A 23,620-nucleotide genomic window follows, 5' to 3' on the forward strand; every position below is an offset into this window, starting at 1 on the left:
TTTATTGCTCAAATTTGTGTGCTGATTTGCGCCGCAATAGTAATGACAAAAGCCATGATCGGTGGAGCAATAAACGAATACAACATGCCTTTCTCCACCTGGCCTGTTGAACTCTATGTGTCTGAGTTCTTTATGATCCTGATCTACAGCTCGGTGTTTACCCTGCTGCTGTCCATTCCGCTATGGTATTTCTTTATCGGTGAACAGTCGGCGGATAGTCAGTCCTGAACGGTGAATAAAGCGTGCCGGTTACAAACCATCGATCCTCAGTGGTTTAATTGACTGGCTCACTGCGACTCAGTCCGGCGCGCGGCCGGGCTGAGCCCTTCAAGCCGGACTTGTATCGCGGTTAACAGGCCGATCATAGCCGATATCGGTTATGGACAGACTTTCAGCAATCACCCCTGGATCTGCAATCCGGGAGAGTAAATAACATGCATCAATTCCCCAGCGCTCCGCATAATCTATACCGGGGAAAGGTTGCGCGAACTCAATGTTTTCCGATGTCACTAAATTCCAGACATGTCCTGCAAACCATGAACAATTAGTCACGGCACTATAAACCCCCTGTCTTCCTTCGGCGGGGGAATATCCCATTGCATAAGCAATAGCAGTACTAATGACATTAATCCCAGGAATAATATTGTTTTCTAAAGCTGTTATCTTTTTTCTGTCAAGTGAGACAATGTGTTGATATGAAAATCCTCTCTTATTACTGTCATTTGTGTGGCCTTCTGTATCACCGTTATGGACATAACCATAGCCCTGATGATAAGCATAACTGCTATAATCCCCCTCTTTTTCGCTGTTAAAAATAATAATCCATGCATGACCAAAGCTGCCACCACCGAAGATTGAGTTTAATGCTGCAATAACATGCTTAGCTCTTTCAACCTTGTTTTCAGGGTACTGGTCTGCAATTTCATTGGTCTTTTCTGTCACAATCTTAAGATCCGTCCTTTGTGCGTTACGATTAGTCCTGATACAGATTTGCGGATATCCGATTGAAGGATCGCCAGTAGGGTTTTTATGTAAGGAGTCCGGATGCTCCCATTCAATTTTGAGATCGACGTGATTTTTCAACTTTACACCTTAGATAATTAAATGAGTAACTGATGGTTTTACCATGCATATAGTTCCGCATGTCATATCTTGCGCTGCAATAAAATAGTCGTAATAACTATTTTTCACGGAAGATTTAATCAGGATATGGGGTATTACGCCATGAACACATCTGTTCGCAGCGATTAATTTTTAACAGATCTCAAATGAATTCTCTTCTAAGGCATTTCTCCCGGGCCAAAATGATTATTCATTTCAGTCAAGATACTCTACCAGCTATCCCTGCCGTTGGCCGGCGACGAGGGATCTTTGCGCGTTGTGCATTGCCAGCGGGTTTTTCCGCCCCCTGCTCAATCAGATGATTGCTCAAAACAGGCCGCGACCCTTATCCGCTTGTGGGCGATCCCCTTTTCTGGCGCAACTCTGTGTGTCCGGGAACTGGCTGGCAACACAACCCGCTCTCGATCGATAAAATAATTAGCTTTAATAACAGGTAATCCACACAAAATCGCGGAGACAGAGAACATTATTACATGCAATAATCGGGCGCTAATGTGTTACACATCAAGATGTCCGGCAGGTAATGTACTCATTTATGCGTAAGGCGAAGGATTAATCTATGAAGCTGAAGAACACCATTCTGGCATCAGCGCTGCTGTCGATCACAGCATTGTCCGCCCAGGCAGCACAGGAATTGACTCCGGAAAAAGCTGCATCGTTGAAACCGTTTGACAGAATAACCCTCAGCGGGCGGTTCAATGCCATCTACGAAGCCAGTGAGGCGGTTTCAAAGCGTGCAGATGCCGCGGGTGCTGACTCTTATTATATTCAGGGTATCAATGATACCAACGGCAACGGTGGTAACTGGAATGTGACCGCTGACCTTTACCATACCGATGCTCCGGCTGCCCCAAAGAACAAAGATCGTATTATTAATGGCGTACGCGAGCTGACTAAAGCAGAAGCCTTCACGCTTGAACCCTTCGACACCGTTAGCGCCAGTGGTTTTTTCCGTAGCCAGCCTGACGTGAATGACGCAATTACCCGTTCAGCAAAAGATAAAGGAGCTGCCGCTTTCTTTATCATTCGTCAAATCGACACCAACAGCGGCGGTAACCAGATTATTACCGCCTATATCTACAAATCAGATGCGCCTGAACGGCAAGTCCAGTCGCCAAACTTGCTCCCGGCAGATTCTGAAGCTGGCAAGGCAGCGCTGGCAACCGGCGGCGCAGCGGCCAAAAAGGTTGAAATCCCCGGCGTGGCTTCCGCTGAAACGCCGAGTAACAAAGTGGGACGTTTCTTCGAAACGCAAAGCTCTACCGGTAAGCGTTACACTGTAACCTCGCCTGATGGCAAAAGCGTGCAGGAGGTGAATGTGGTGACTGCGGCACAGATGCAGCCATTTGACAGCATCACCTTCACCGGCCATTTCAGTACCCCTACTGAGGTATCTGAAGAGGTTGGGCGCCGGGCGATAGCTAAAGGTGCTAAGTATTATCATGTTACCCGCCAGTGGTCGAACCAGAGCGGCGGCAACCTGACGGTGTCTGCCGATCTGTTCAAGTAATGCCGTGTTGCGGGGTGGCAACTTCTCACCCCGCTTTATGAATAATTGCCACCACTTTTTGCATAGCAAGTCATTGCATCCCGCTTCCTCTCTCCGTAAAATCGCCCGCCACTTCAGGGGTTTCTTTGTTATTTATCCTCATGATGACAAGGTTAAACCTGAACCAATCATATTGACTGGCATTTTATTCTGCATTTGGGGTGTTTCTTGGAAAAAAAGTTAGGCCTGGGTGCGTTGACTGCACTGGTACTCAGTTCGATGCTGGGTGCCGGGGTGTTCAGTTTGCCGCAAAATATGGCGGCTGTCGCCGGCCCGGCCGCACTGCTTATCGGTTGGGCTATTACCGGCGTGGGGATTGTGTTGCTGGCTTTGGCCATGCTGCTGCTCAGCAGACTCAAACCTGAACTGGACGGCGGTATTTTCAGCTACGCCCGGGCAGGTTTTGGGGAATTGGTCGGTTTCTGCTCAGCCTGGGGATACTGGCTTTGTGCGGTGATCGCCAATGTGTCCTATCTGGTGATCGTTTTTTCCGCTCTGAGTTTTTTTACCGACTCGCCGGGCCATGTGATATTTGGCAATGGAAATACCTGGCAGTCGATGCTTGGGGCTTCTCTGTTATTGTGGCTGGTACACGCGCTGGTTCTGCGCGGCGTGCAGACGGCCGCCAGCATTAATCTGATGGCTACCCTGGGTAAACTGTTGCCTCTGGGGCTGTTTGTTGTACTGGCGATCGCCGCTTTTCACTATCAACGATTCCGTTTCGATTTTACCGGCCTGCAATTGAGTAAACCGGTGTGGCAGCAGGTTAAAGACACCATGTTGATCACGCTGTGGGTTTTCATTGGCGTCGAAGGTGCGGTGGTGGTGTCATCGCGAGCACGCGATAAGCGCGATATTGGCCGCGCCACCCTGATGGCCGTCATCGCGGCATTGGCTATCTATCTGCTGGTTACATTGCTGTCGCTGGGCATCGTACCACGCGGCGAGCTGGCAGAAATGCGCAACCCCTCAATGGCTGGCTTAATGACCACGCTGATTGGATCTTGGGGCAATCTGACCATCGTCGCCGGGCTGATAATCTCGGTGTGTGGCGCCTACCTGAGCTGGACGATCATGGCTGCCGAGGTACCGCTGATCGCTGCACAGCATGGCGCTTTCCCGCGCATCCTCAGCCGGCAGAACCATCGTGGCGCTCCGGTAGCCTCATTGTGGTTGACCAACGGCTGCGTGCAAATCTGTTTGATCCTGATTTGTCTGACCGGTTCCGACTACGGTACGTTATTAACCATCGCCTCAGAAATGATCCTGGTGCCTTATCTGCTGGTGGGTGCCTATCTGCTCAAGATCGCGCGCGGATTAAAAAGACCGGCAGTGACACTGGTCGCGCTCGGTGCCAGCGCTTACGGCTTGTGGCTGCTGTACGCTTCGGGGCCGCTGCATCTGCTGCTTTCGCTGGTGCTGTATGCGCCTGGTATATTACTGTTTCTTTATGCCCGCCGGGGCGGAAGAGCAAGCCAGCCACTCAACGTGGCAGAGAAAGCGATGATGGCTATGCTGGTAGTCGCAGCGCTGCCGGCGACGTGGATGCTGCTTCACTGACGATCAATGCGCCATTGGCAGGATGTTCACGCTAAGACGGTCGTCATGCTGTTGAAGATCGAGCGGCCTGGCGTATTCCTGATGGATGGCATCCAGCTGCTGCTCTGAAAGCAGATAAGGCAGCAGAATATCAAATTGTTCCAGCTGCTGCTGGCGGGCCAGGGTGATCAGGCGCGCAATATTGATTTCATCACTCACCTGGGTAGAGATAATTTGCAGCGCCAGCGCTTTCAGGCGCTCTGCGGACGGCTGGGGCATATCGGCAGGCTTTCGGGTTATCATGCCGAAAAACGGGATAACTCCGTAGATCGCATCAACAAAGCGCCATTGCTTCTTGCATGAGGCGGAAAGGAAATCAATATAGTTAAGGCAGATGGGGGAGCTGTAGCCCACTGAAGCCGGTTTCTTTTCCAACGCTCTTCTCTCCTTCGTAATTTGCCTTAACAACCCTGGCAACGATGATGACATAGTCGGTCTGGATTATAACAGATATACTCCAAATAATTCGGTTCAGGTCACGTTGCAAAAGCGGGTTTTACACGCTGACAGCCGCGATGCCGTAACATGATAATTTCGCCTGATACGTAGTCGTGGCGTGACGGAAAGGCTAAGCTAGCCTATTGCTAACCCATATATTTGGTTCTATGAACAAAATTGTATTCGTTGAAGATGACAAAGATGTCGGGGAACTGATCGCCGCCTACCTTGGGCGTCATGATATCGAGGTTATTGTTGAAAGCCGTGGTGACCGCGCTGAAGCCACTATCGCCGCCACTCATCCGGATCTGGTCATGCTGGATATCATGCTACCCGGCAAAGATGGCATGACGCTGTGCCGCGACTTGAGCTGCAGCGACAGCTGGCAAGGCCCCATTGTGTTGTTGACCTCACTTGATAGCGATATGAATCATATTTTGTCGCTGGAGATGGGCGCCAGTGATTATATCCTCAAGACCACTCCGCCTGCGGTTCTGCTGGCACGCCTGCGCCTGCATCTGCGTCAGGCTGGGATTGGCAGTCAGCATGATGAGATTGCCCCTGGCATCCCCGGTCAAAAAGCACTGCGTTTCGGTAGCTTGAGTATCGATCCCATCAATCGTCAGGTCACACTGTCAGACGAAACCATCGCCCTTTCCACTGCCGACTTCGACCTGTTATGGGAGCTGGCAACCCATGCCGGCTCGATACTCAACCGTGACGCATTACTTAAAACTCTGCGCGGCGTCAGCTACGACGGTATGGATCGCAGCATTGATGTGGCAATTTCACGTCTGCGAAAAAAACTCCTCGATAACGCCACCGAGCCTTACCGCATCAAAACCATCAGAAACAAGGGCTACCTGTTTGCCCCTCATGCCTGGGATGCGTCATGAGGAAGCTGTTTGTCCAGTTTTAACAGGTCAAAAACCCATAAGCTCCTGTTTATTTAGGCAATTGCTTTGTAAACAGGAGCTTATAATAATACGCTTGTGGACATCGACAGCCAAACCCGGACATTTCCCTGCCCTTTTTTATGTCCCTTTTATACCAAATGCCCCTTTTTGTGCCCCTGTAAATGAGCTGTTATGAGCGCATAGTGAATGAGGGCCAGCCTGGCAATTCAAATCAAATCATTCCATGTCACGCAGCGGTATCTGCGCACTAACATGTTAACAAATTGTTTTTTAGCCATTTTCCACCCACAGCTATGCGATAATCAGACGCTAACATGCGTCTAAATACTCTTGAATTACACATGGTTAGCTTTGGTTTTGGGGAATCGAAATACTCATTCAGGTTCAGGATCCTCGTATCAGTCTCCAGGAATAACCTTTATAACCCCGCAATAAGGTTGACCGCCAAACCCGTCGGAGTTATTATAACCCCAACAAGACAACACAGAGAGCCGGAGGATGGATAGCAGGAATGCAATAGCAATGATAGAGGCCGATGGATGGTATCTGGTGAGAGTAAAAGGCAGTCATCACCAGTTCAAGCACCCAACGAAAAAAGGGCTGGTAACGGTAAAACATCCCCAAAAGGACATACCGCTACCAACGCTGAAAAGCATTAAAAAACAGGCGGGGCTTTAAGCCCCACCTACCGGAGGTTTACATGTTATACCCTGTTGCTATTGATAAAGGCGATTCATCCTTCGGCGTTCGCGTACCCGATATTCCAGGCTGCTTCTCTGGCGGCGACAATTATCAGGATGCGATTGAGAGCGCGCGTGAGGCTATCGACGCGCATATCGAATTACTGGTGGAAGATGGCGAAGCGGTGCCGGAAGCGACCAGCGTGGAAAACTGGCTGGCCGATCCCGATTATGTTGGTGTGGTGTGGGCGCTGGTAGATGTGGACGTTACCCGGCTGATGGGGAAAGCGGAAAAAATCAATGTTACGCTCCCTTCTTTACTGATCCGCCGTATCGATCAGTTTGTCGCTGCACATCCTGAGTACGGTAGCCGTTCCGGCTTCCTGTCCCGCGTGGCGGCTGATAAAGTGATTGGTCGCGAAAAACGTTAAGCCTCGCAAGAGGCTTTATTGATAAATGCATCAGCGGATTCTTTTGTGGCCCTAAATGAAAAATGAGATTGTAACAATTCAGTGGCTGAGAGGTCTGGCAGCGTTAAGTGTTGTCGTTCAGCACACTGCTTTCAAAAGTCATCAGTACAACTACAACATCTTGACTGGATATAATGTAGGCTCTTTTGGGGTTGATTTATTCTTTATAATATCTGGGTTCATAATGTGCCATGTAACCAGCGAAAAAACAAAACCAACAGAATTCCTTAGGAGAAGACTCACCAGAATACTTCCTTTATATTGGTTGCTTTCTCTTTTCGCTTTGGTGATTTATATCATAAAACCATCCTTGGTTAATAGCAGTGGGGGGAATATTGATATTATAAGTTCAATTTTCATTACCCCGACCAAGGATAAACTCCTTCTTCAAAATGGATGGAGTTTATCGTATGAACTATTTTTTTACTTAATCATTTCAGCCTCATTGTTATTCGGCAGAAAATACCTGTGCTCATTCACAAATTTAGCCATTTTTTTACTGGTGCTTGCAGGCTTATTGCATCAACCTTTAAATGAATATTTGAAATTTGCAACCAACACTTTATTTATTGAGTTTAGTATGGGTTTCTTTGCGTATTATTTATACCAAAAAATTCAGAATACGAACTGGTTTATTAATCTCACATTGCTGGCAGCAGGGGTTACTGCACTTACATATCAGCACATTAATGCTGATATATTTGACCTGAAATACAGATTTTTGCATGCAGGGATCCCGATGTTATTAATTTTTCTGTCTTTCGTTTTATATGAGGATAAAGCAAGAAGGATAAGGTCATCTATACTTGAAAAAATTCGATTTAGCTCATATTCGTTGTATCTTTCACATGCTTTTGTACTCAGCCCATCGGCTAAAATTATCAGTAAGATAACATCTAATGCCTATGTTTTTTCGTGCTCACTGATTTTACTATCAGTGATAGTTGGACTTCTTTGCCATAGATTCGTTGAGATACCACTTAATAAATTGGTATCGAATTCCGTATCAAAAACATGAAAACAATTTAGAATGCTAGCTCTCAATATGACAAATCGATGTGGTACCCTGTAACTATATGGATACCCTTTTTGTCGAGTTAAGCTTATGCGCTTCTGTACCAACCCATTAATTTAATGAAGGCGTTTGTTACTGATACAGCTGCACCTGAACCCGTGTTTGCCGTTGAACCAGAAACAGAGTGCGAGTGCGCACCAAGCCAGACATCGTGGTTGTGACTTCCAATCCACACATTATGCTGGTGATTCCTCGCATATTCAGGCTCTCGTGTGCCATTGTTATGAGGGGTGCTAAGGAATGCGTCTCCCGACCCGCTTGACTGGGAGGCTTTCATCTGATGACTGTGGTTTCCTTGCCAGTCAGTTGGCTTAGTTCCGTAATCAAAATCACTGGTTCTTTTACTACCATGATCAAAATCACTGGTATTCGCCGAAAACGTATGTCCGTGTGCGGGAAGATTGTTCACAGCCAGCGTGACCGAGTCGGAACCGCCCGTTTTCATAACGTCACTACCGTTAGCGCTGGCCAGACGGATCGTGCGGTTCTCACCAATATTTTTCCACGTTGTACCGGGGAATAGCTTATTCGGATCTTTGTTCTGAGCGAACCAGGTGACGATCCCAACCGGAAAATCAAATTAATTTGATCGTTATATGCACTGGAAAGATTGAGTACGGTGAAGAATGTTTTCGACTGTTCCAATATGCAGTTAAAAGGTGTCCCGGCCATTAAGTCATTTGCACTCAGTCCTTTTTTACTGCCTTTATACAAGAGGAATATGCCGAGAACAGTTGGTTGACTGCCCCCAAGAAAATAATTTCAAATTAACATATCCATGATTATCCTGTGTTACCGATCCACCCATACAATTCAATGTGTAGGTAATGCTGTATTATTCTTGCTGCCATCAAGGAGCCCCTCATTTATCAATGTGACGACTTGATAGCCTCTCTCTATATATTTATTTAAATCTCTTATTCCCTGAACGGCTGCCTGAGTGATTTTAACATGACTAAAGACAACTTCATAACCTGCTTTCTCAAACCATTCCGTCAGTGTTTGCCACAGTGTGATACCCGCCACAGGAGAATCAAGAGCTTAAAACCTAATACTGTGTTCTGAATCTCTAAGCCCAGCCAGAGTCATCCAGTCAAGTCCTGATATCCTTGGTTTCCCTTCACTTGTATATAACATACCCGAAGGATGTTTACTGGGGATACAGTTAAAATGCAGCAGGACCGCATACACTAGCCCTAACCTGATAAGGATAAGAGTAATGATAAAGTCGGTCGTTTATTTCAGATTCCATTTTATTTTTTCGAACGGATCTTGCGGTGAACCTATTCGTACTCTTTCGCAATAAATGGACGTTCAGAGATGGTGATCTTAATCTGCTTTGTTTCCTCCCCCTGATCCTCAGGCTTCATTGTCCCTTTTGACTCAAAATAACAGGGGTGCTCACGCTTAACCGGAGACCAGGCTTTGCCTGACGAAAATTCTTCCAGTGTATACATGTTCGTTCCGGTCGCACATCCACAGCGTACCGGTCAACCATCGGCGGCGACTGCCATCCCTGTAAGTTGGTCTGTCGGAGATCGCCGGAAGCAATCACTCCAGGTTGTCCGCATTTTGGGCAGGGGGACGTTCTGTCACACTCACAGCTTTCGTCTTCCGTTCACTGACCAGCCCGGCTTCCGCCATAACATACTGCCCTGTTGATGTTTCATCCCCATCAAGCCCGGAGTTCTTACCGTGCACACCGCTCCATCTGTTGTCTGACATTCGCTTTTCCTCAGTCCGTAAGAATGTGCAGGCTGATATCGTCTGCCGATTCGGCATAATGCCACCCCGTAACCCCGTGTTCGTCGGTAACGCCAGCTTCAGAACGTCCGTCTGGGAACATCAGGGTGTAGCGACAGCCAGCTATTAGCTGACCATCGTCATCGGCGCACTGAAAGCGAATACCGTTCCGGGCGCAGTAATCCTGTGACTGCTGTGCCAGAACAGGCGACTGACTGGTATTGCGGGAGGTCAGAGAGCCAGTACCTGTGCGGGTAGACTGCATGGCTGAACCTTAAACATAGTGATCGGGACAACGGCACAGCACTCTGTCGCCTGTGGCAGCATACGCTTTGCCTGCTTCTGCCCAGTCTTGTGCGGAGGCAAGGATTGTAAAATACCCGTTGCATTTGCTGCATGATGCCTTGTCGCCAGTCCGAACAATTGCTTTACTTTCTTCGAATCAGCACGCTGTGGCAAAAACCATCTCTCCGTAACTCGTTTTGTCGCCAGGGCAAGCCCGCGCACCTGCCATCATTAATCCAATTTTAACAGGGCAAAAACCCATAAACTCCTGCTTATTCAGGAAATAAGTTTGTAACCAGGAACTTATAGTAATACGTTTGTTGACATCGACAGCCAACCCGGACATTTCCCTGCCCTTTTTTATGTCCCTTTTATACCAAATGCCCCTTTTTGTGTCCCTGTAAGTGAGCTGTTATGAGCGCATAGTGAATGAGGGCCAGCCTGGCAATTCAAATCAAATCATTCCATGTCACGCAGCAATATTTATGCAATACCAGGTTAACTGAATGAATTTAAATTATTTTCACCCCGCGTTCATACAATGAACAGATATTAGTACACATCCAAATACGCCAATAATCACACATGGTTAGCTTTAGTTTTAGGGAAGTGGCTGGTAAAGTGATCGGGCGTGGAAAACGTAAGTCTCGCAAGAGGCTTTTCGGTAACTATCATGGATGGTTGAAATTGACGATGATTAGATATTATTACTATTTACTTAAAAAAAGAGTAAGCCCAGATGAGGCTCGCCTGTTCTTCAATACATCAAATTGTTCTCTTAGAAAGAAGAATAAAATATTATCCAAAACTGACATAAAAACAAGCTCACAAACAACCATAGTCGCGCCGTTTTACTTTGAATTTGGAAACATAAATTTCATTGGTGATGTACTAATCAACAATGGGTGCAACTTCCTTGATAATGAGATGATAACAATAAAAACCGGCACCATGATTGGCCCAAATGTAACATTAACTACAGTCAGTCACCATACCGAACCGACTTTACGTCATGCTGCAAATATTATTGCCCCGATAAACATAGGGGAAAACGTCTGGATCGGCGCAGGCGTTATAGTTTTACCCGGCATAAGTATCGGAGATAACAGCGTTATTGCTGCAAATAGTGTGGTGACCGCTGACGTAGCAGCAAATTGTTTATACGCTGGTACGCCTGCAAAATTTAAAAAGTTTCTATGATTATGCGCTTCGATACCAACCCATTAGTTTAATGAATGAGTTAGCCACAGTAAATGCCGTGCCTGAACCTGCACTAGCTGTTGTGCCCGAAACAGAGTGCGAGTGAGCACCGATACCAACCGAATGGTCGTGCGATCCCATATATAAGTTATGGACGTGATCCCCGGCTCTAGACGTAGCACTCCCTTTGATGATAGTTTGCCAGTTACCACCAATATCCAATCCAGAACCGCCACGAGGTATCACCTCATTATACGTGTGTTCGTGATTCCCCTGTTCGTCAGTTTGCTTCCATCCATAATCAAACCCGTTGGTTTGTTTGGAACCATGATCAAAATCACTGGTATTCGCCGAAAACGTATGTCCGTGTGCGGGAAGATTGTTCACAGCCAGCGTGACCGAGTCGGAACCGCCCGTTTTCATAACGTCACTACCGTTAGCGCTGGCCAGACGGATCGTGCGGTTCTCACCAATATTTTTCCACGTTGTACCGGGGAATAGCTTATTCGGATCTTTGTTCTGAGCGAACCAGGTGACGATCCCAACCGGATAAAGCAGATCAACGGCGTTGATATCCGCCTTTAGCTCAATCCAGCCGCTACCTTTTCCGGGTTTCTCGTTATTATTTTTTATTCTGGACTGCCACGTTTTCTCGCTGTAGTAAACCAGTGAGCGTATCGGATAGGGTTTACCATCCTCTGACCAGCTGGCAGTACCGAATTGCTGCATTTCGCCAGTGGCCTCGGTCACATCGTGGAACAGCGCATTCATCTTCTCGCGCTCAATATCCTTCGCCGCCGGATCTGTCGTCTGGTCACGCTCATAGTCGTAACCATAGCCCTGTGTGTAAGACACCGAGCCGTCAGCCTGCGTTTCTACAGGCACATCTGCTCTGTCGCCCTGCGCGGCAAAGGGCGTTTTAAACACTTTAGTCATGATTTAGTTACCGAAGTTATCTGTGAAGTTTTTACGTTTTTCGCCAAGGCCAAATGCCGGGCGGGTGACAATACGATATTTGGCTCCTACCCCCGAAGGACGAGGGAGCAGGTCAAAGTTATCAAGCAGCAGGCGTAACCTTTCATCGGGGTTAAAATTAAACACGTACCAGATGTAAGACATATCGAGGGGATCGAGGACAAATACCTTGCCGTTTTCATCGCTGAAGAAACGCTGAAGAAAAGCATTGATATGGGTAATCGTCGGGCTTTTCGTCAGGGTGAAATAGCGCATTCTCACCAGCAGGCGCTTTTGCGCTGTGGTTAACGTCAGCGAGTAATCAGCATTTCGCCTGAAACTGGAGGTAAAATTGCGCTTATTAGCGCCGAACCCATAACCCATTTTATTTTTGTCGCTGGGAGGAACATCAATACCCAGCGGCACATCCAGAATGCGCCCCCATACCGCCAGGCCAAAATCATTAGCGGTATCGATATTAAACACATCGCGATACCAGTTACGCCAGAATTCCACCGTTGCCCGGTTGAAATACGCGGATTTATAGTGTGCCAGCGCGTTAATATTATCCGCATTTTCATACTGCCACAGGATGGCTTTCAGCATGTCGGAATGAAAATTAAGGGATCGCATCGGCCATCTCTGCGGTTTCATCGTGGCTGAAATTGACCAGCAGCATGGGCCATTATTAAAAAATGAATTCCATCAGTTAATTGATACTGTGCCAGAGAAGCATAGAAACTTATGGCAGGTTGCCGTTTACACCGGCATTCGTCCCGGTGAGCTTTGTGCGTTAGCGTGGGAAGATATTGATCTGGATAAAGGCGAAATCCACATCAGTCGGAATTTAATACAGCAGGGTATTTTTGGCCCTCCAAAAACAAAAGCAGGTTACCGGACAATTAAGCTACTCGATCCGGCATGGCGTGCGCTCAAGGCACAAAAAAAACTGACCGGTGCTTTCCCGAAAACAGACGTGACTATTCATCACCGAGAGTTTGGCAAAACCGAAAAGCAGAAGCTGCACTTCGTGTTTATGCCCCGTCCTGAGCGAGACAGACAGTCGCCCCACTACGCCTTAAATTCGATTAAATCACTCTGGGATAGCGCAATACGTAAATCAGGGATCAGACGCCGCCGGCCGTACCAGACGCGCCACACCTATGCATGCTGGCTGCTGTCAGCTGGCGCTAACCCCGCCTTTATAGCCAGCCAGATGGGGCATGAGAATGCAGAGATGGTTTATACGGTGTATTCTGCATGGATACATGCCCTTGATGGCGATCAGATAGAGTTCCTGAATCAGCGCATCAGTGGATATAATGCCCCCATAGCGCCCCTGCGCGTTAATGTGGCGTAGTTAAGTTACTGTTTTTAAGGCAAAAACAATGAGGAAGCTGTTTGTCCAGTTTTACCTGCTGCTGTTCGTTTGCTTCCTGGTGATGGCGATGCTGGTGGGTTTGGTTTACAAATTTACCGCCGAGCGCGCCGGGCGTGAGTCGATGAACGACTTGATGAAAAGCTCACTGTATCTGATGCGCAGCGAGCTGCGTGAAATTCCGCCGCGCGACTGGAACAAAACCATCGATAATCTCGACCTTAACCTGTCGTTTAAGCTGCATATTGAGCCGATGAGCAAATATCAGCTCGATCCGAATACCTTACGTCGGCTGCGTTCAGGCGAGATCGTTGCGCTGGATGATGAATATACCTTCCTGCAACATATACCGCGCAGCCACTATGTGCTGGCGGTGGGGCCTATCCCCTACCTGTTCTTCCTGCATGAAATGCGCATTCTTGATATTGCGCTGCTGGCATTTATCGGCATCTCCCTCGCCTTTCCGGTATTCATCTGGATGCGTCCGCACTGGCAAGACATGCTGAAACTGGAAAATGCCGCCCAGCGTCTTGGGCAGGGGCATCTTGATGAGCGAATACATTTCGACAGCGCTTCCAGTTTGTTACGCCTTGGCGTGGCGTTTAACCAGATGGCGGATAACATTCATACGCTTGTTGCCAGTAAGAAGCAGCTGATTGACGGTATTGCCCACGAGCTGCGTACCCCGCTGGTGCGTCTGCGCTACCGACTGGAGATGAGCGATAACCTGACAGATGCGGAGCGGGTGGCGTTAAATCGCGATATTGGCCAGCTGGAATCGCTGATTGAGGAGCTGCTTACTTTTGCTCGTCTTGACCGTCCCGAAGTCAGACTGAACCTGCAAACCCTCGATCTCGCCCAGTGGTTGCAGGAGCGTTTACACGACATCCGAACGGTAAACCCGGAGTATGAGATTGAACTGACTACGTCGCAGCGCGAAAACAGGGGCATCGCTGATACCCGGCTGATGGAGCGCGTGCTGGATAATCTGGTCAACAATGCTTTGCGCTATGCCGAAAAACATTTGCGGGTTGGACTGTGGTTTGACGGTAACACGGCCTGTATTCAGGTTGAAGATGATGGGCCGGGCATCCCGCTTGATCAACGCGAACGGGTTTTCGAACCCTTCGTCCGGCTTGACCCCAGTCGTGACCGCGCCACCGGAGGCTGCGGCCTCGGCCTGGCGATTGTTCATTCTATTGCTCAGGCTTTTGGCGGCTATGTCACTATCGACAGTAGCCCACTGGGCGGTGCCAGCATACGTTTTTGCTGGCCTGCTGCGCTCAACTAACTTTTAAGGAACGCTATGTCTTCTGCCTATACTAATCTGACACGTACATTCCAGCGTCTTTCCCGTTTTGGGCATTTGTCTGCCATAGCCGGATGGGACATGCAAACAATGATGCCAGCCGGAGGAAGCCGCGCACGCGGCGCAGCCCTTGCCGAGATGAGCGTGCTGCGCCATGAAATCTTGACCGCCAGACAGGTGGGAGAATGGTTGCAGCAGGCGCAGCAAGAAAATCTGGATGACGTAGCGCAAGCTAACCTTTATGAAATGCAGCGCGCCTGGCAGCAGGCCTCGCTGTTACCTGCTTCGCTGGTCGAAGCTAAGTCCATTGCCGGCTCGCGCTGCGAGCATGCCTGGCGTCAGCAACGACCGGCGAATGACTGGCAGGGTTTCGCCGCTAATCTGAAAGAGGTAGTGAAACTCAGCCGTGAGGAGGCGGAAATCCGTTCTCAGGCCAATGGATGCTCAGGCTACGATGCCCTGCTGGACATTTTCGAACCCGGCATGACCAGTGCGCAACTGGATAAAACCTTTGGCGATCTTAAACAGTGGCTACCTAACCTGCTGCAGCAAATTGTCGATCGGCAGGCCGGCGAGAGCGTAGTCCGTCCTTCCGGCCCGTTCCCGCAGGCGAGCCAACAGCAGCTCGGGCTGGCCATCATGCAGCAGCTGGGTTTTGATTTCAATGCGGGTCGTCTGGACATCAGCGCCCACCCGTTTTGCGGCGGTGTTCCGCAGGATGTTCGCATCACCACCCGCTATAGCGAAGCAGAATTTATCAGTGCCATGATGGGGGTGATCCACGAGACCGGCCATGCGCGTTATGAGCAAAACCTGCCGCAGCAGTGGGCCGATCAGCCCGTTGCATTAGCCCGCTCGACGGCGATCCACGAATCGCAAAGCCTGTTCTTCGAAAAACAACTTGGTCGTAGTGCGGAATTCCTCAGCCTGATCCATCCGCAAGTCATCAGGCACCTCGGTGAGCGTCCAGGGATGGATCCCGATAACTTCATTGCCCTTAATCTGCGTGTTAAGCCGGGACTTATCCGCGTCGATGCTGATGAAGTCAGTTATCCTGCCCATGTAATACTACGCTATGAAATTGAACGGGCGCTGATTGCCGGGGAAATTGAAGTCGACGATATTCCGTCGCTATGGGATGAGAAAATGTTCACCCTGCTGGGTCTGGATACGCACGGTAACTATCGTGACGGTTGCATGCAGGATATTCACTGGACCGACGGTGCCTTCGGATATTTCCCAACTTATACCCTCGGCGCAATGTATGCCGCACAGCTGTTCCAGGCGTTGAAACGCGCTATTCCGCAGGTGGCTGAAAATATTCGTTGCGGCGATTTGCAGCCGGTATTTGACTGGTTACAGCAAAACATCTGGCAGCATGGAAGCCGATTCAGTACCCGCCAGCTGATTGAGAATGCCACAGGAGAGGACCTCAATGTCAGGTATTTCCGTCAGCACCTGGAGCAGCGCTACCTGAAATAATGGCGTTCTGAATTCAGGTCAATGATTTTAACTATCTGCACATAGCCTGTTTAAAGGCTGTGTGCTGCTCAGGCTGGATTTCCGTTGCAATACTGATCCTGTCTGCACGCTGCGGATCTGACACAAAATTCTTTCTCATCACTGGCTAACTCTGTTGAAAAGGGGCACAGCCTCCCTTGTTTAAGGTATTAGATTATTTTCAGTGCGTGGGTGTCCGGTGTGAAGCCGCTGGGGCAGACGCGGTGGATATCACCCCTCCTTGATAGCCGGCATACGGTTCCTTAATCTTGTCAGAAACGTTGATTTCAGCTGGTCTTTTCATGAAATTAATGCGGGAAGTTTTCTCACCGCAAGTAAGAGCAACAAGCTTAGCCATGGGCTGACCATTCCGGGCAATGAGGTATTCCTATCAAGTCGCAGCGACATTGACACCAGCTGGAAAGGTGCGCCTTTGCAGCGTAAATATTCTGCTTTCGCATAAACCCACCTTTTCAGATCGGTGAGTTGGTCTGCCAGGTGAGTCTGGTTAAGGTAAAGTCGTTGTTCAAAAAAAATCATTCCCGGGCCGGTCAGTGCAACACGGTACAGGTAAGCGTAAAACCAGAACCGGCTGATTAAGCGCCCGGCTCACTTGCCGTAATGCTAACGTCTGAACCCGGTTTGGCGTTGATCCCCAATTTCTCCCCCTCTTCCCCGTTTGTACAATCGGTTACACGCCGAAACCAAACACTCACGGAAAGCTTTCTGCCGTTGACATATAGTCTTTTCACCGGCCCCGCAGTGGGCTGACAGATGAACTTAAACACTTGAGGGTTTTGCAATGAAAAAATTATTAGCTCTGGTCGTCGCCGCTACAATGGGTCTGTCTTCAGTTGCATTCGCTGCTGAAACCACTGCCGCACCGGCACCTGCTGCTACAACCACTGCAGCACCGGCTAAAGCACCTGTTAAGCATGTTAAGAAACATAAGAAAGCTGTAGAACAGAAAGCCCAGGCGGCTAAAAAGCATCATAAAGCGACCAAGCCAGTAGCACAGAAAGCTCAGGCGGCTAAAAAGCACCATAAAGCGACCAAGCCAGTAGCACAGAAAGCTCAGGCGGCTAAAAAGCACCATAAAGCGACCAAGCCAGTAGCACAGAAAGCTCAGGCGGCTAAAAAGCACCATAAAGCGACTAAGCCAGTAGCACAGAAAGCTCAGGCGGCTAAAAAGCACCATAAAGCCGTGAAGAAAACCGCCACTAAAGCGTAATTTGTTCAGCCAGGGTGTCCGTCACCTTTTGCAACATCGTCAACACAACACCCGGTTATGCCGGGTGTTTCTTTAAGGAGTTTCGGATGATGGTGCGTCGCTATTTATTCGAAATCATTCTGGTGGTCATGATTGTCTGTGGTATCGTTGCTGCCAGCTTTTACTGGTAACAGATGTTACTAGCGTGCTGATATTCTGGATTAATCTCCCATTTTCAGCGTCGGCCGTCTATAGTTACTGCACTTACGGAATCTTGAACCAACGCGCTTTAAGCCTGAGAAAAATATGCGCCTGACAGCTGTGTTATTAGTGGGTTGCTTTGCCTGTTCATTTTATACTCATGCCGATGAGGATACCCGCAACGAGGCGGACACAACCACGCTGTTTTTTGGTAAAGACAACCGTCAACCGGTTGATAATACCGCTCACCCCCCCTGGGAAGCCATTGGTCAGCTGGAAACGGCAAGCGGCAATCTGTGCAGCGCCACGCTGATCGCCCCCAACCTTGCTCTCACTGCAGGGCACTGTCTGCTTTCACCACCGGGCAGGCTTGATAAAGCCGTGGCACTGCGTTTTATTGCCAATACTAAAGGCGGCTGGCGTTACGAAATCCATGACATTGAAGCGCGCGTGGACCCGGCTTTGGGAAGGAAACTAAAAGCCGACGGTGACGGCTGGATTGTCCCCTCCTCTGCGGCACCTTATGACTTTGGGTTGATAATTCTGCGTAACCCCCCTTCGGGGATCGTTCCGCTGCCGCTGTTTTCAGGCTCACGTCAGGATCTGACCTCGGCACTCAAAGAAAGCGGGCGGCAGATCACTCAGGCAGGGTATCCGGAAGATCATCTTGATACGCTCTATGCGCACAATGACTGTATGGTTACCGGCTGGGCGCAGAAAGCCGTGCTTTCACACCAGTGTGATACGCTGCCGGGCGATAGTGGCTCCCCGCTGCTGCTTAAAGTGAACGGTGAGTGGAAATTGATCGGTGTACAAAGCTCGGCGCCTGCCGCTAAAGACCGCTATCTCGCCGATAACCGCGCCATTGCGGTTACCGCTTTTCGTGACAGCCTGGACGCGCTGGCCCAATAATCACAGGATTTATCGTAATAAACGGGATTTTACGACGCGGGGAATTGATTGACAATGTAGCCGAATTTGACATCAATCAAGGAAGACGTGATGAAAACACTCACCCTCGCCGCACTTGCGCTTCTGCTGGCAGGCTGTGTCGGCGAGCCCCGAAACGGCGGCAATCGCCCTGGCTATCTGCTGAATAGTGAATACCCTTCTACAAGCCAAAATGAGCGCGTGCGCTTTCTGGTCCTGCACTACACCGCTGCCGATGATGCTGTATCGTTGCGCTTACTGACTCAGGGAGTCGTCAGCGCCCATTACCTTGTCCCATCCGCCGTCGATCCCTCAATGAAACGACGTACTGTCTATCAACTGGTACCGGAGGATAAACGTGCATGGCATGCCGGAGTGAGTAACTGGAACGGGCGCAGTAATCTTAACGACAGCTCGATTGGCATCGAAATTGTCCATCCAGGCTTCATCGACAGCAGTGACGGAAGGTATTGGTACCCGTGGGATGCTCAGCAGGTCAGGCTGGTTGCCAGCCTGGCGCAAGACGTTATTCAGCGTTATGCCATCACCCCGGACAACGTGGTGGCACATAGCGATATTGCGCCTGGCCGTAAATTTGACCCGGGTCCGCTCTTCCCGTGGCAACAGCTGGCAGAACAGGGCATCGGCGCCTGGCCGGACAGCACCACCGTTCAGCACTATCTAGCTGGCCGGTCTCACTTTGCTGCCGGTTCCGTCCGCAAAATTCAAACCGACCTGGCCAGCTACGGCTACACCATTCCGCAAACCGGCATAGGGGATGAAAAAACGCGCAAGGCAATTGCTGCGTTTCAAATGCATTTCCGCCCGACCAATTTCAGCGGCGTGGCAGACGCAGAAACCGAAGCGATTGCCGCGGCGTTGGTAGCAAAGTACCGGATGTCCGGTAGAATAATGCCACAAGAAAACGATGTGGCGCTCTGAAGCGCAATGGATGCTGCCAGCTCCGCGGTGCTGGCAACGTCACTATCCCGCGGTTTGTTCCATCGCCTGCAGGATGCGTTTTTCAGAAATCGGGTACGGCGTCCCTAACTGTTGAGCAAACAGGCTCACGCGCAGTTCTTCGATCATCCAGCGAATATTCTGCACGTCATCATCATCCTTTCGCTGCGGCGGCAGTTTATTCATCCAGCTGCTCCAGGCCTGCTGCACTGACTCAATTTTCAACATACGCGCCCGGTCACTGTGAGGATCAACGGCAACTTTCTCCAGCCGACGTTCAATCCCCTGCAGGTATCGCAACGTGTCGCCTAACCGCTTCCAGCCATTGCCCGTAACGAAACCGCGATATACCAGTCCGCTCATTTGTGCTTTAACATCCGATAACGCCAGCGCCATCGACATGTCGACGCGCCCTTTCAAGCGTTTGTTGATATTGAATACGGCAGTAAGGATCTGCTCGACCTTTTTCGCAATCTCCACCACCGTGTCATTCAGCTCTGCCCGGACCTTATCATGCAGTTGATCATAGCCCTGCTGCTGCCAGCTCGGGCCACCGGATTCCGCTATGAGCTTGTCGACGCCACAGGCGATGCAGTCATCAATCAGGTCAAGCACCTTGCCATAAGGGTTGAAGTAAAGCCCCAGTTTAGCTTTATTGGGAAGCTTTTCGTGCAGATACTTAATCGGTGAGGGAATATTCAGCAGTAGCAGACGGCGCTGTCCGCGCCACATGGCCTTCTGCTGTTCATGCTGCGAATCGAACAGGCGGATCGCGACGCTGTCTTTCTCATCGACCAGCGCTGGCCAGGCTTTAACGCGGTAATTTCCACGTTTTTGTTCAAAATAGTCGGGCAAGTCACCAAAGCTCCATCCATGCAGACCACGCTGTTCCAGTCCGGCATCCGCGACTTTCGACAGCGTTTCCTGTACTTTGCTTTTCAACTGTGCTTTGAGCGCCGTCAGATCTTTGCCTTCCGCCAGCTTGCGGTTGCTTTCATCGACAATGCGGAAAGTGATTTTAAGATGATCGGGCACCTGCTGCCACTGCCAGGCCTCAGGTTCCAGCGTTACCCCCGACATGCGGCGAAACTCTCGCTCCAGCGAATCCGTCAGCGGCAGCTCCAGCGCCGTTGTCCGGGCAAGAAAAGCATCGGCGTAGTTGGGAGCCGGGACAAAGTTACGGCGTAACGGTTTAGCTAATGACTTGATTAAGGCAATCACCAGCTCGCGGCGCACGCCGGGAATTTGCCACTCAAACCCTTTATCTTCCACCTGATTAAGCAGCGGTAGCGGGATAAATACCGTAACGCCGTCGGCATCAGCGCCAGGTTCAAACTGATAGCTTAACCGCAGCTTCAGATTACCCTGATGCCAGAAGTTGGGGTAATCCAGCGGGCTGACGGTATCAGCCCCCTGCTTAATCAGCATCTCTTTAGCAAAGTTCAGACGGTCAGGCTCATCCCGGCTAAGGGTTTTCCACCAGCGGTCAAAATGTCGCGCCGATACTACCTCATGGCCGATGCGCTGGTCATAGAACGCAAATAGCGTTTCATCATCCACCAGAATATCGCGGCGGCGGGATTTGTCTTCCAGCTCTTTCACTTCCGTCAGCAGCTTCAGATTGGCTTTAAAGAAGGCATGACGCGTCTGCCAGTCTCCCTCAACCAGTGCATGGCGGATAAACAGCTCACGCGACAGCACCGGGTCGATCGGAGCATAGTTAACTTTACGTGCGGCGACGATGGCCAGACCGTACAGCGTGACTTTTTCACTGGCCATCACTGCACCCTGAGATTTTTCCCAGTGCGGTTCACTGTAGCTGCGCTTTACCAGGTGCTGCGCAACCGGCTCGATCCATTCCGGCTCAATGCGCGCGGCGATGCGCCCCCACAGACGGCTGGTTTCAACCAGTTCGGCCACCATCGTCCATTTCGGCGGCTTTTTAAACAGCCCGGATCCGGGAAAGAGGGCAAAACGGGCATTGCGTGCGCCGGTGAATTCTTGTTTATCGCTGTCTTTTTGACCGATATGCGACAGCAGCCCGGTCAGCAACGCGGTATGGATTTCACGTAACCCCGCCGGTTCCGTGTTGACCGGCAGGCCCAGTTCACGCACCACCTGACGCAGCTGGGTATAGATATCCTGCCATTCGCGTACGCGCAAATAGTTGAGATAATCCGCTTTACACTGACGGCGAAACTGGCTGGATGACAGCGCCTTTTGCTGCTCTTGCAGCCAGTTCCACAAATTGACAAAGGCGATGAAATCAGACTCTTTATCGGCAAAACGCTGGTGTTTCTCATCCGATGCCTGCTTTTTGTCTGCTGGCCGCTCACGCGGATCCTGAATTGACAGCGCGGCGGTAATAATCATCGCTTCACGCACACAGCCGAACTTCTGCGCTTCCAGCACCATTTTTGCCAGCCGCGGGTCGACCGGCAGCTGTGCCAGCGCGCGCCCGGAAGGCGTCAGGCGGTAATGATGATTATCAGCAAGGGTAATCGCCCCCAGTTCTTCCAGCAGGCGCACACCATCCTGAATATTTCGCCGATCCGGCGCTTCTACGAAAGGAAACGCAGAGATATCGCCCAGGCCAAGTGCGGTCATTTGCAGAATGACCGATGCGAGGTTGGTACGCAGAATTTCCGGATCGGTAAAAGCAGGACGACTCAGAAAGTCATCTTCCGCATACAGGCGTATACAAATTCCCTCGGAGACGCGGCCGCAGCGCCCTTTACGCTGATTGGCCGATGCCTGGGAAATGGCTTCAATAGGCAGACGTTGCACCTTAGTGCGGAAACTGTAGCGGCTGATACGCGCCGTGCCGGGATCAATCACATATTTGATCCCCGGCACCGTTAAAGAGGTTTCCGCCACGTTGGTCGCCAGCACGATGCGCCGATCGGCGTGGGACTGGAACACACGGTTCTGCTCGGCATTGGATAAGCGCGCATACAGCGGCAGCACTTCGGTATGCGGCAGATCGCGCTTGATGAGCGCATCGGCGGTATCGCGGATTTCGCGCTCGCCGCTCATAAAGATCAGGATATCACCACGGCTTTCGCGCCCCAGTTCGTCAACCGCATCGAAAATCGCCTGTAGCTGGTCGCGGTCGCTGTCATCTGCCTCTTCCACCACCGGACGATAGCGCACCTCCACCGGATAAGTCCGCCCGGAGACTTCGATGACCGGCGCATTGTGGAAATGCCGTGAGAAGCGCTGCGGGTCGATGGTTGCCGAAGTAATGATCACCTTTAAATCGGGGCGCTTCGGCAGCAGTTCACGCAGATAGCCGAGAATAAAATCGATGTTCAGACTGCGCTCATGCGCTTCATCGATAATAATGGTGTCATATTGCAGCAACAGACGATCCTGCTGGATTTCCGCCAGCAGAATGCCGTCGGTCATCAGCTTCACCTGGGTGGTATCACCTACGTGATCGTTAAATCGCACCTTGTAACCGACACAGCCACCCAGCGAGATTTCCAGTTCAGCGGCGATGCGTTCCGCCACGGTACGTGCTGCCAGCCGGCGCGGCTGGGTATGGCCAATAAGCCCGCGAATACCGCGCCCCAGCTCCAGACAGATCTTCGGCAGCTGGGTGGTTTTACCCGAGCCGGTTTCCCCGGCAACGATCACCACCTGACTGGTGCGGATGGCATTAGCAATCTCTTGCTTTTTCTGGCTGACCGGCAAATTTTCCGGATAGCGTATCGCCGGTGTTGCCGCTCGCCGGGCCGCTACCCGCTGTTCGGCGCTGGTAATATCAGCGCTCAACTCGCCAGTTACCGCCTCTAACGCTGCCGGGATGTTGATTTTTTTGGCACCCTGCAGGCGGCGCAACAGACGCTGGCGGTCACGCAGCATCAGCGAATCCAGCCGTGAGTACAGCGTTGACAGGACAGATTGTGAGGTGTCAGACATGTTAATAGTGCTCGCTTTGTTGCGCCTGCACGGGCAACAGAGATTAATCGGGGGTGAGAATAACGCGTAGTGTAACACAGACAGGAACTTAGCGTTTTAAATGCGCAACGGGAACTTATTCAAACTTTTCGAACATAGTTATCGAAAACTCGCACTTACACTGGCGCCAGATTATC

General features: G+C 50.4%; 25 protein-coding genes. 15 read left to right on the forward strand and 10 right to left on the reverse strand.

What is annotated here, in order from left to right; genetic code table 11:
• The first annotated feature begins 42 nt into the window (after positions 1 to 42).
• Positions 43 to 228: a DUF2534 family protein gene (locus JGC47_RS08775; RefSeq protein WP_229023883.1), complete on the forward strand. Its 186-nt coding sequence runs from the start codon at positions 43 to 45 to the stop codon at positions 226 to 228.
• Positions 229 to 327: 99 nt separating this feature from the next.
• Here JGC47_RS08775 and JGC47_RS08780 read toward each other — a convergent pair whose 3' ends face one another.
• Complete coding sequence (locus JGC47_RS08780; RefSeq protein ID WP_004157623.1) at positions 328 to 1,083, reverse strand: hypothetical protein; 756 nt, start codon at positions 1,081 to 1,083, stop codon at positions 328 to 330.
• 598 nt (positions 1,084 to 1,681) lie between these two features.
• On the opposite strand from JGC47_RS08780, the gene ydgH reads away from it, so the two are divergent.
• Both ydgH and JGC47_RS08790 read left to right on the forward strand, forming a co-directional pair.
• Positions 1,682 to 2,632 (forward strand): DUF1471 family protein YdgH, encoded by a 951-nt coding sequence (gene ydgH, locus JGC47_RS08785; RefSeq protein WP_004157624.1) that lies wholly within the window; start codon positions 1,682 to 1,684, stop codon positions 2,630 to 2,632.
• Positions 2,633 to 2,839: 207 nt separating this feature from the next.
• Complete coding sequence (locus tag JGC47_RS08790) at positions 2,840 to 4,231, forward strand: amino acid permease (RefSeq protein ID WP_004157625.1); 1,392 nt, start codon at positions 2,840 to 2,842, stop codon at positions 4,229 to 4,231.
• Between the two features lie 3 nt (positions 4,232 to 4,234).
• Here the strand turns inward: JGC47_RS08790 and JGC47_RS08795 are convergent, their stop codons facing one another.
• Complete coding sequence (locus JGC47_RS08795; RefSeq protein WP_004157626.1) at positions 4,235 to 4,699, reverse strand: hypothetical protein; 465 nt, start codon at positions 4,697 to 4,699, stop codon at positions 4,235 to 4,237.
• Between the two features lie 176 nt (positions 4,700 to 4,875).
• Here JGC47_RS08795 and rstA point away from each other — a divergent pair, with 176 nt between their 5' ends.
• The 4 genes from rstA to JGC47_RS08815 all read left to right on the forward strand — a co-directional run bounded on the left by rstA (position 4,876) and on the right by JGC47_RS08815 (position 7,793).
• Positions 4,876 to 5,604, forward strand: a complete 729-nt coding sequence (gene rstA / locus JGC47_RS08800; protein ID WP_004157629.1) for a two-component system response regulator RstA — start codon at positions 4,876 to 4,878, stop codon at positions 5,602 to 5,604.
• Between the two features lie 519 nt (positions 5,605 to 6,123).
• Entirely contained in the window at positions 6,124 to 6,303 is a 180-nt protein-coding gene (locus JGC47_RS08805) for a type II toxin-antitoxin system HicA family toxin (protein ID WP_012906750.1), read from the forward strand.
• Between the two features lie 22 nt (positions 6,304 to 6,325).
• On the forward strand, positions 6,326 to 6,736 hold the full coding sequence (locus JGC47_RS08810; protein WP_004157632.1) for a type II toxin-antitoxin system HicB family antitoxin: 411 nt from the start codon (positions 6,326 to 6,328) through the stop codon (positions 6,734 to 6,736).
• A 55-nt stretch (positions 6,737 to 6,791) separates the two neighbouring features.
• Positions 6,792 to 7,793 carry an acyltransferase family protein gene (locus JGC47_RS08815; protein ID WP_004157633.1) on the forward strand — a complete coding sequence of 334 codons (1,002 nt, stop codon included), beginning with the start codon at positions 6,792 to 6,794 and terminating at the stop codon, positions 7,791 to 7,793.
• An 85-nt stretch (positions 7,794 to 7,878) separates the two neighbouring features.
• Here the strand turns inward: JGC47_RS08815 and JGC47_RS17985 are convergent, their stop codons facing one another.
• The 5 genes from JGC47_RS17985 to JGC47_RS08835 form a co-directional block, all read right to left on the reverse strand.
• Entirely contained in the window at positions 7,879 to 8,412 is a 534-nt protein-coding gene (locus tag JGC47_RS17985) for a phage baseplate protein (RefSeq protein ID WP_371410426.1), read from the reverse strand.
• Positions 8,413 to 8,663: 251 nt separating this feature from the next.
• Positions 8,664 to 8,876 carry a hypothetical protein gene (locus JGC47_RS08820; protein WP_004157635.1) on the reverse strand — a complete coding sequence of 71 codons (213 nt, stop codon included), beginning with the start codon at positions 8,874 to 8,876 and terminating at the stop codon, positions 8,664 to 8,666.
• 257 nt (positions 8,877 to 9,133) lie between these two features.
• Complete coding sequence (locus JGC47_RS08825) at positions 9,134 to 9,307, reverse strand: hypothetical protein (protein ID WP_004157636.1); 174 nt, start codon at positions 9,305 to 9,307, stop codon at positions 9,134 to 9,136.
• A 94-nt stretch (positions 9,308 to 9,401) separates the two neighbouring features.
• On the reverse strand, positions 9,402 to 9,575 hold the full coding sequence (locus JGC47_RS08830; RefSeq protein ID WP_013036045.1) for a hypothetical protein: 174 nt from the start codon (positions 9,573 to 9,575) through the stop codon (positions 9,402 to 9,404).
• Positions 9,576 to 9,585: 10 nt separating this feature from the next.
• A complete protein-coding gene (locus tag JGC47_RS08835; protein WP_004157637.1) occupies positions 9,586 to 9,858 on the reverse strand; it encodes a hypothetical protein in 273 nt (90 codons plus the stop codon).
• Positions 9,859 to 10,487: 629 nt separating this feature from the next.
• Between JGC47_RS08835 and JGC47_RS08840 the strand changes: the two genes are divergently transcribed.
• Positions 10,488 to 11,078, forward strand: coding sequence for a DapH/DapD/GlmU-related protein (locus tag JGC47_RS08840; RefSeq protein WP_223386180.1), 591 nt, complete (start codon positions 10,488 to 10,490; stop codon positions 11,076 to 11,078).
• Here the strand turns inward: JGC47_RS08840 and JGC47_RS08845 are convergent, their stop codons facing one another.
• Both JGC47_RS08845 and JGC47_RS08850 read right to left on the reverse strand, forming a co-directional pair.
• Positions 11,079 to 12,014, reverse strand: a complete 936-nt coding sequence (locus JGC47_RS08845; protein WP_004157638.1) for a phage baseplate protein — start codon at positions 12,012 to 12,014, stop codon at positions 11,079 to 11,081.
• A 3-nt stretch (positions 12,015 to 12,017) separates the two neighbouring features.
• Entirely contained in the window at positions 12,018 to 12,686 is a 669-nt protein-coding gene (locus JGC47_RS08850) for a baseplate wedge 1 family protein (RefSeq protein WP_004157639.1), read from the reverse strand.
• Position 12,687: 1 nt separating this feature from the next.
• Between JGC47_RS08850 and JGC47_RS08855 the strand changes: the two genes are divergently transcribed.
• The 7 genes from JGC47_RS08855 (at position 12,688) to JGC47_RS08880 (ending at position 19,502) form a co-directional block, all read left to right on the forward strand.
• A complete protein-coding gene (locus JGC47_RS08855) occupies positions 12,688 to 13,392 on the forward strand; it encodes a site-specific integrase (protein ID WP_004157640.1) in 705 nt (234 codons plus the stop codon).
• A gap of 28 nt (positions 13,393 to 13,420) precedes the next feature.
• Positions 13,421 to 14,701, forward strand: coding sequence for a two-component system sensor histidine kinase RstB (rstB, locus tag JGC47_RS08860; RefSeq protein WP_004157641.1), 1,281 nt, complete (start codon positions 13,421 to 13,423; stop codon positions 14,699 to 14,701).
• Positions 14,702 to 14,716: 15 nt separating this feature from the next.
• Positions 14,717 to 16,201 carry a carboxypeptidase M32 gene (locus tag JGC47_RS08865; protein ID WP_004157642.1) on the forward strand — a complete coding sequence of 495 codons (1,485 nt, stop codon included), beginning with the start codon at positions 14,717 to 14,719 and terminating at the stop codon, positions 16,199 to 16,201.
• Between the two features lie 820 nt (positions 16,202 to 17,021).
• Positions 17,022 to 17,450, forward strand: a complete 429-nt coding sequence (asr, locus tag JGC47_RS08870; RefSeq protein WP_004157644.1) for an acid resistance repetitive basic protein Asr — start codon at positions 17,022 to 17,024, stop codon at positions 17,448 to 17,450.
• An 89-nt stretch (positions 17,451 to 17,539) separates the two neighbouring features.
• Positions 17,540 to 17,620 carry a small membrane protein YdgU gene (ydgU, locus tag JGC47_RS18095; RefSeq protein WP_455580173.1) on the forward strand — a complete coding sequence of 27 codons (81 nt, stop codon included), beginning with the start codon at positions 17,540 to 17,542 and terminating at the stop codon, positions 17,618 to 17,620.
• 115 nt (positions 17,621 to 17,735) lie between these two features.
• Entirely contained in the window at positions 17,736 to 18,542 is an 807-nt protein-coding gene (locus JGC47_RS08875) for a trypsin-like serine peptidase (RefSeq protein WP_004157647.1), read from the forward strand.
• Between the two features lie 90 nt (positions 18,543 to 18,632).
• Positions 18,633 to 19,502 carry an N-acetylmuramoyl-L-alanine amidase gene (locus JGC47_RS08880; RefSeq protein ID WP_004157648.1) on the forward strand — a complete coding sequence of 290 codons (870 nt, stop codon included), beginning with the start codon at positions 18,633 to 18,635 and terminating at the stop codon, positions 19,500 to 19,502.
• A gap of 42 nt (positions 19,503 to 19,544) precedes the next feature.
• Here JGC47_RS08880 and hrpA read toward each other — a convergent pair whose 3' ends face one another.
• Entirely contained in the window at positions 19,545 to 23,444 is a 3,900-nt protein-coding gene (gene hrpA / locus JGC47_RS08885) for an ATP-dependent RNA helicase HrpA (protein ID WP_004157649.1), read from the reverse strand.
• Positions 23,445 to 23,620 lie beyond the last annotated feature (176 nt).

It is taken from the genome of Erwinia amylovora (genome assembly GCF_017161565.1).
Classification (GTDB): domain Bacteria; phylum Pseudomonadota; class Gammaproteobacteria; order Enterobacterales; family Enterobacteriaceae; genus Erwinia; species Erwinia amylovora.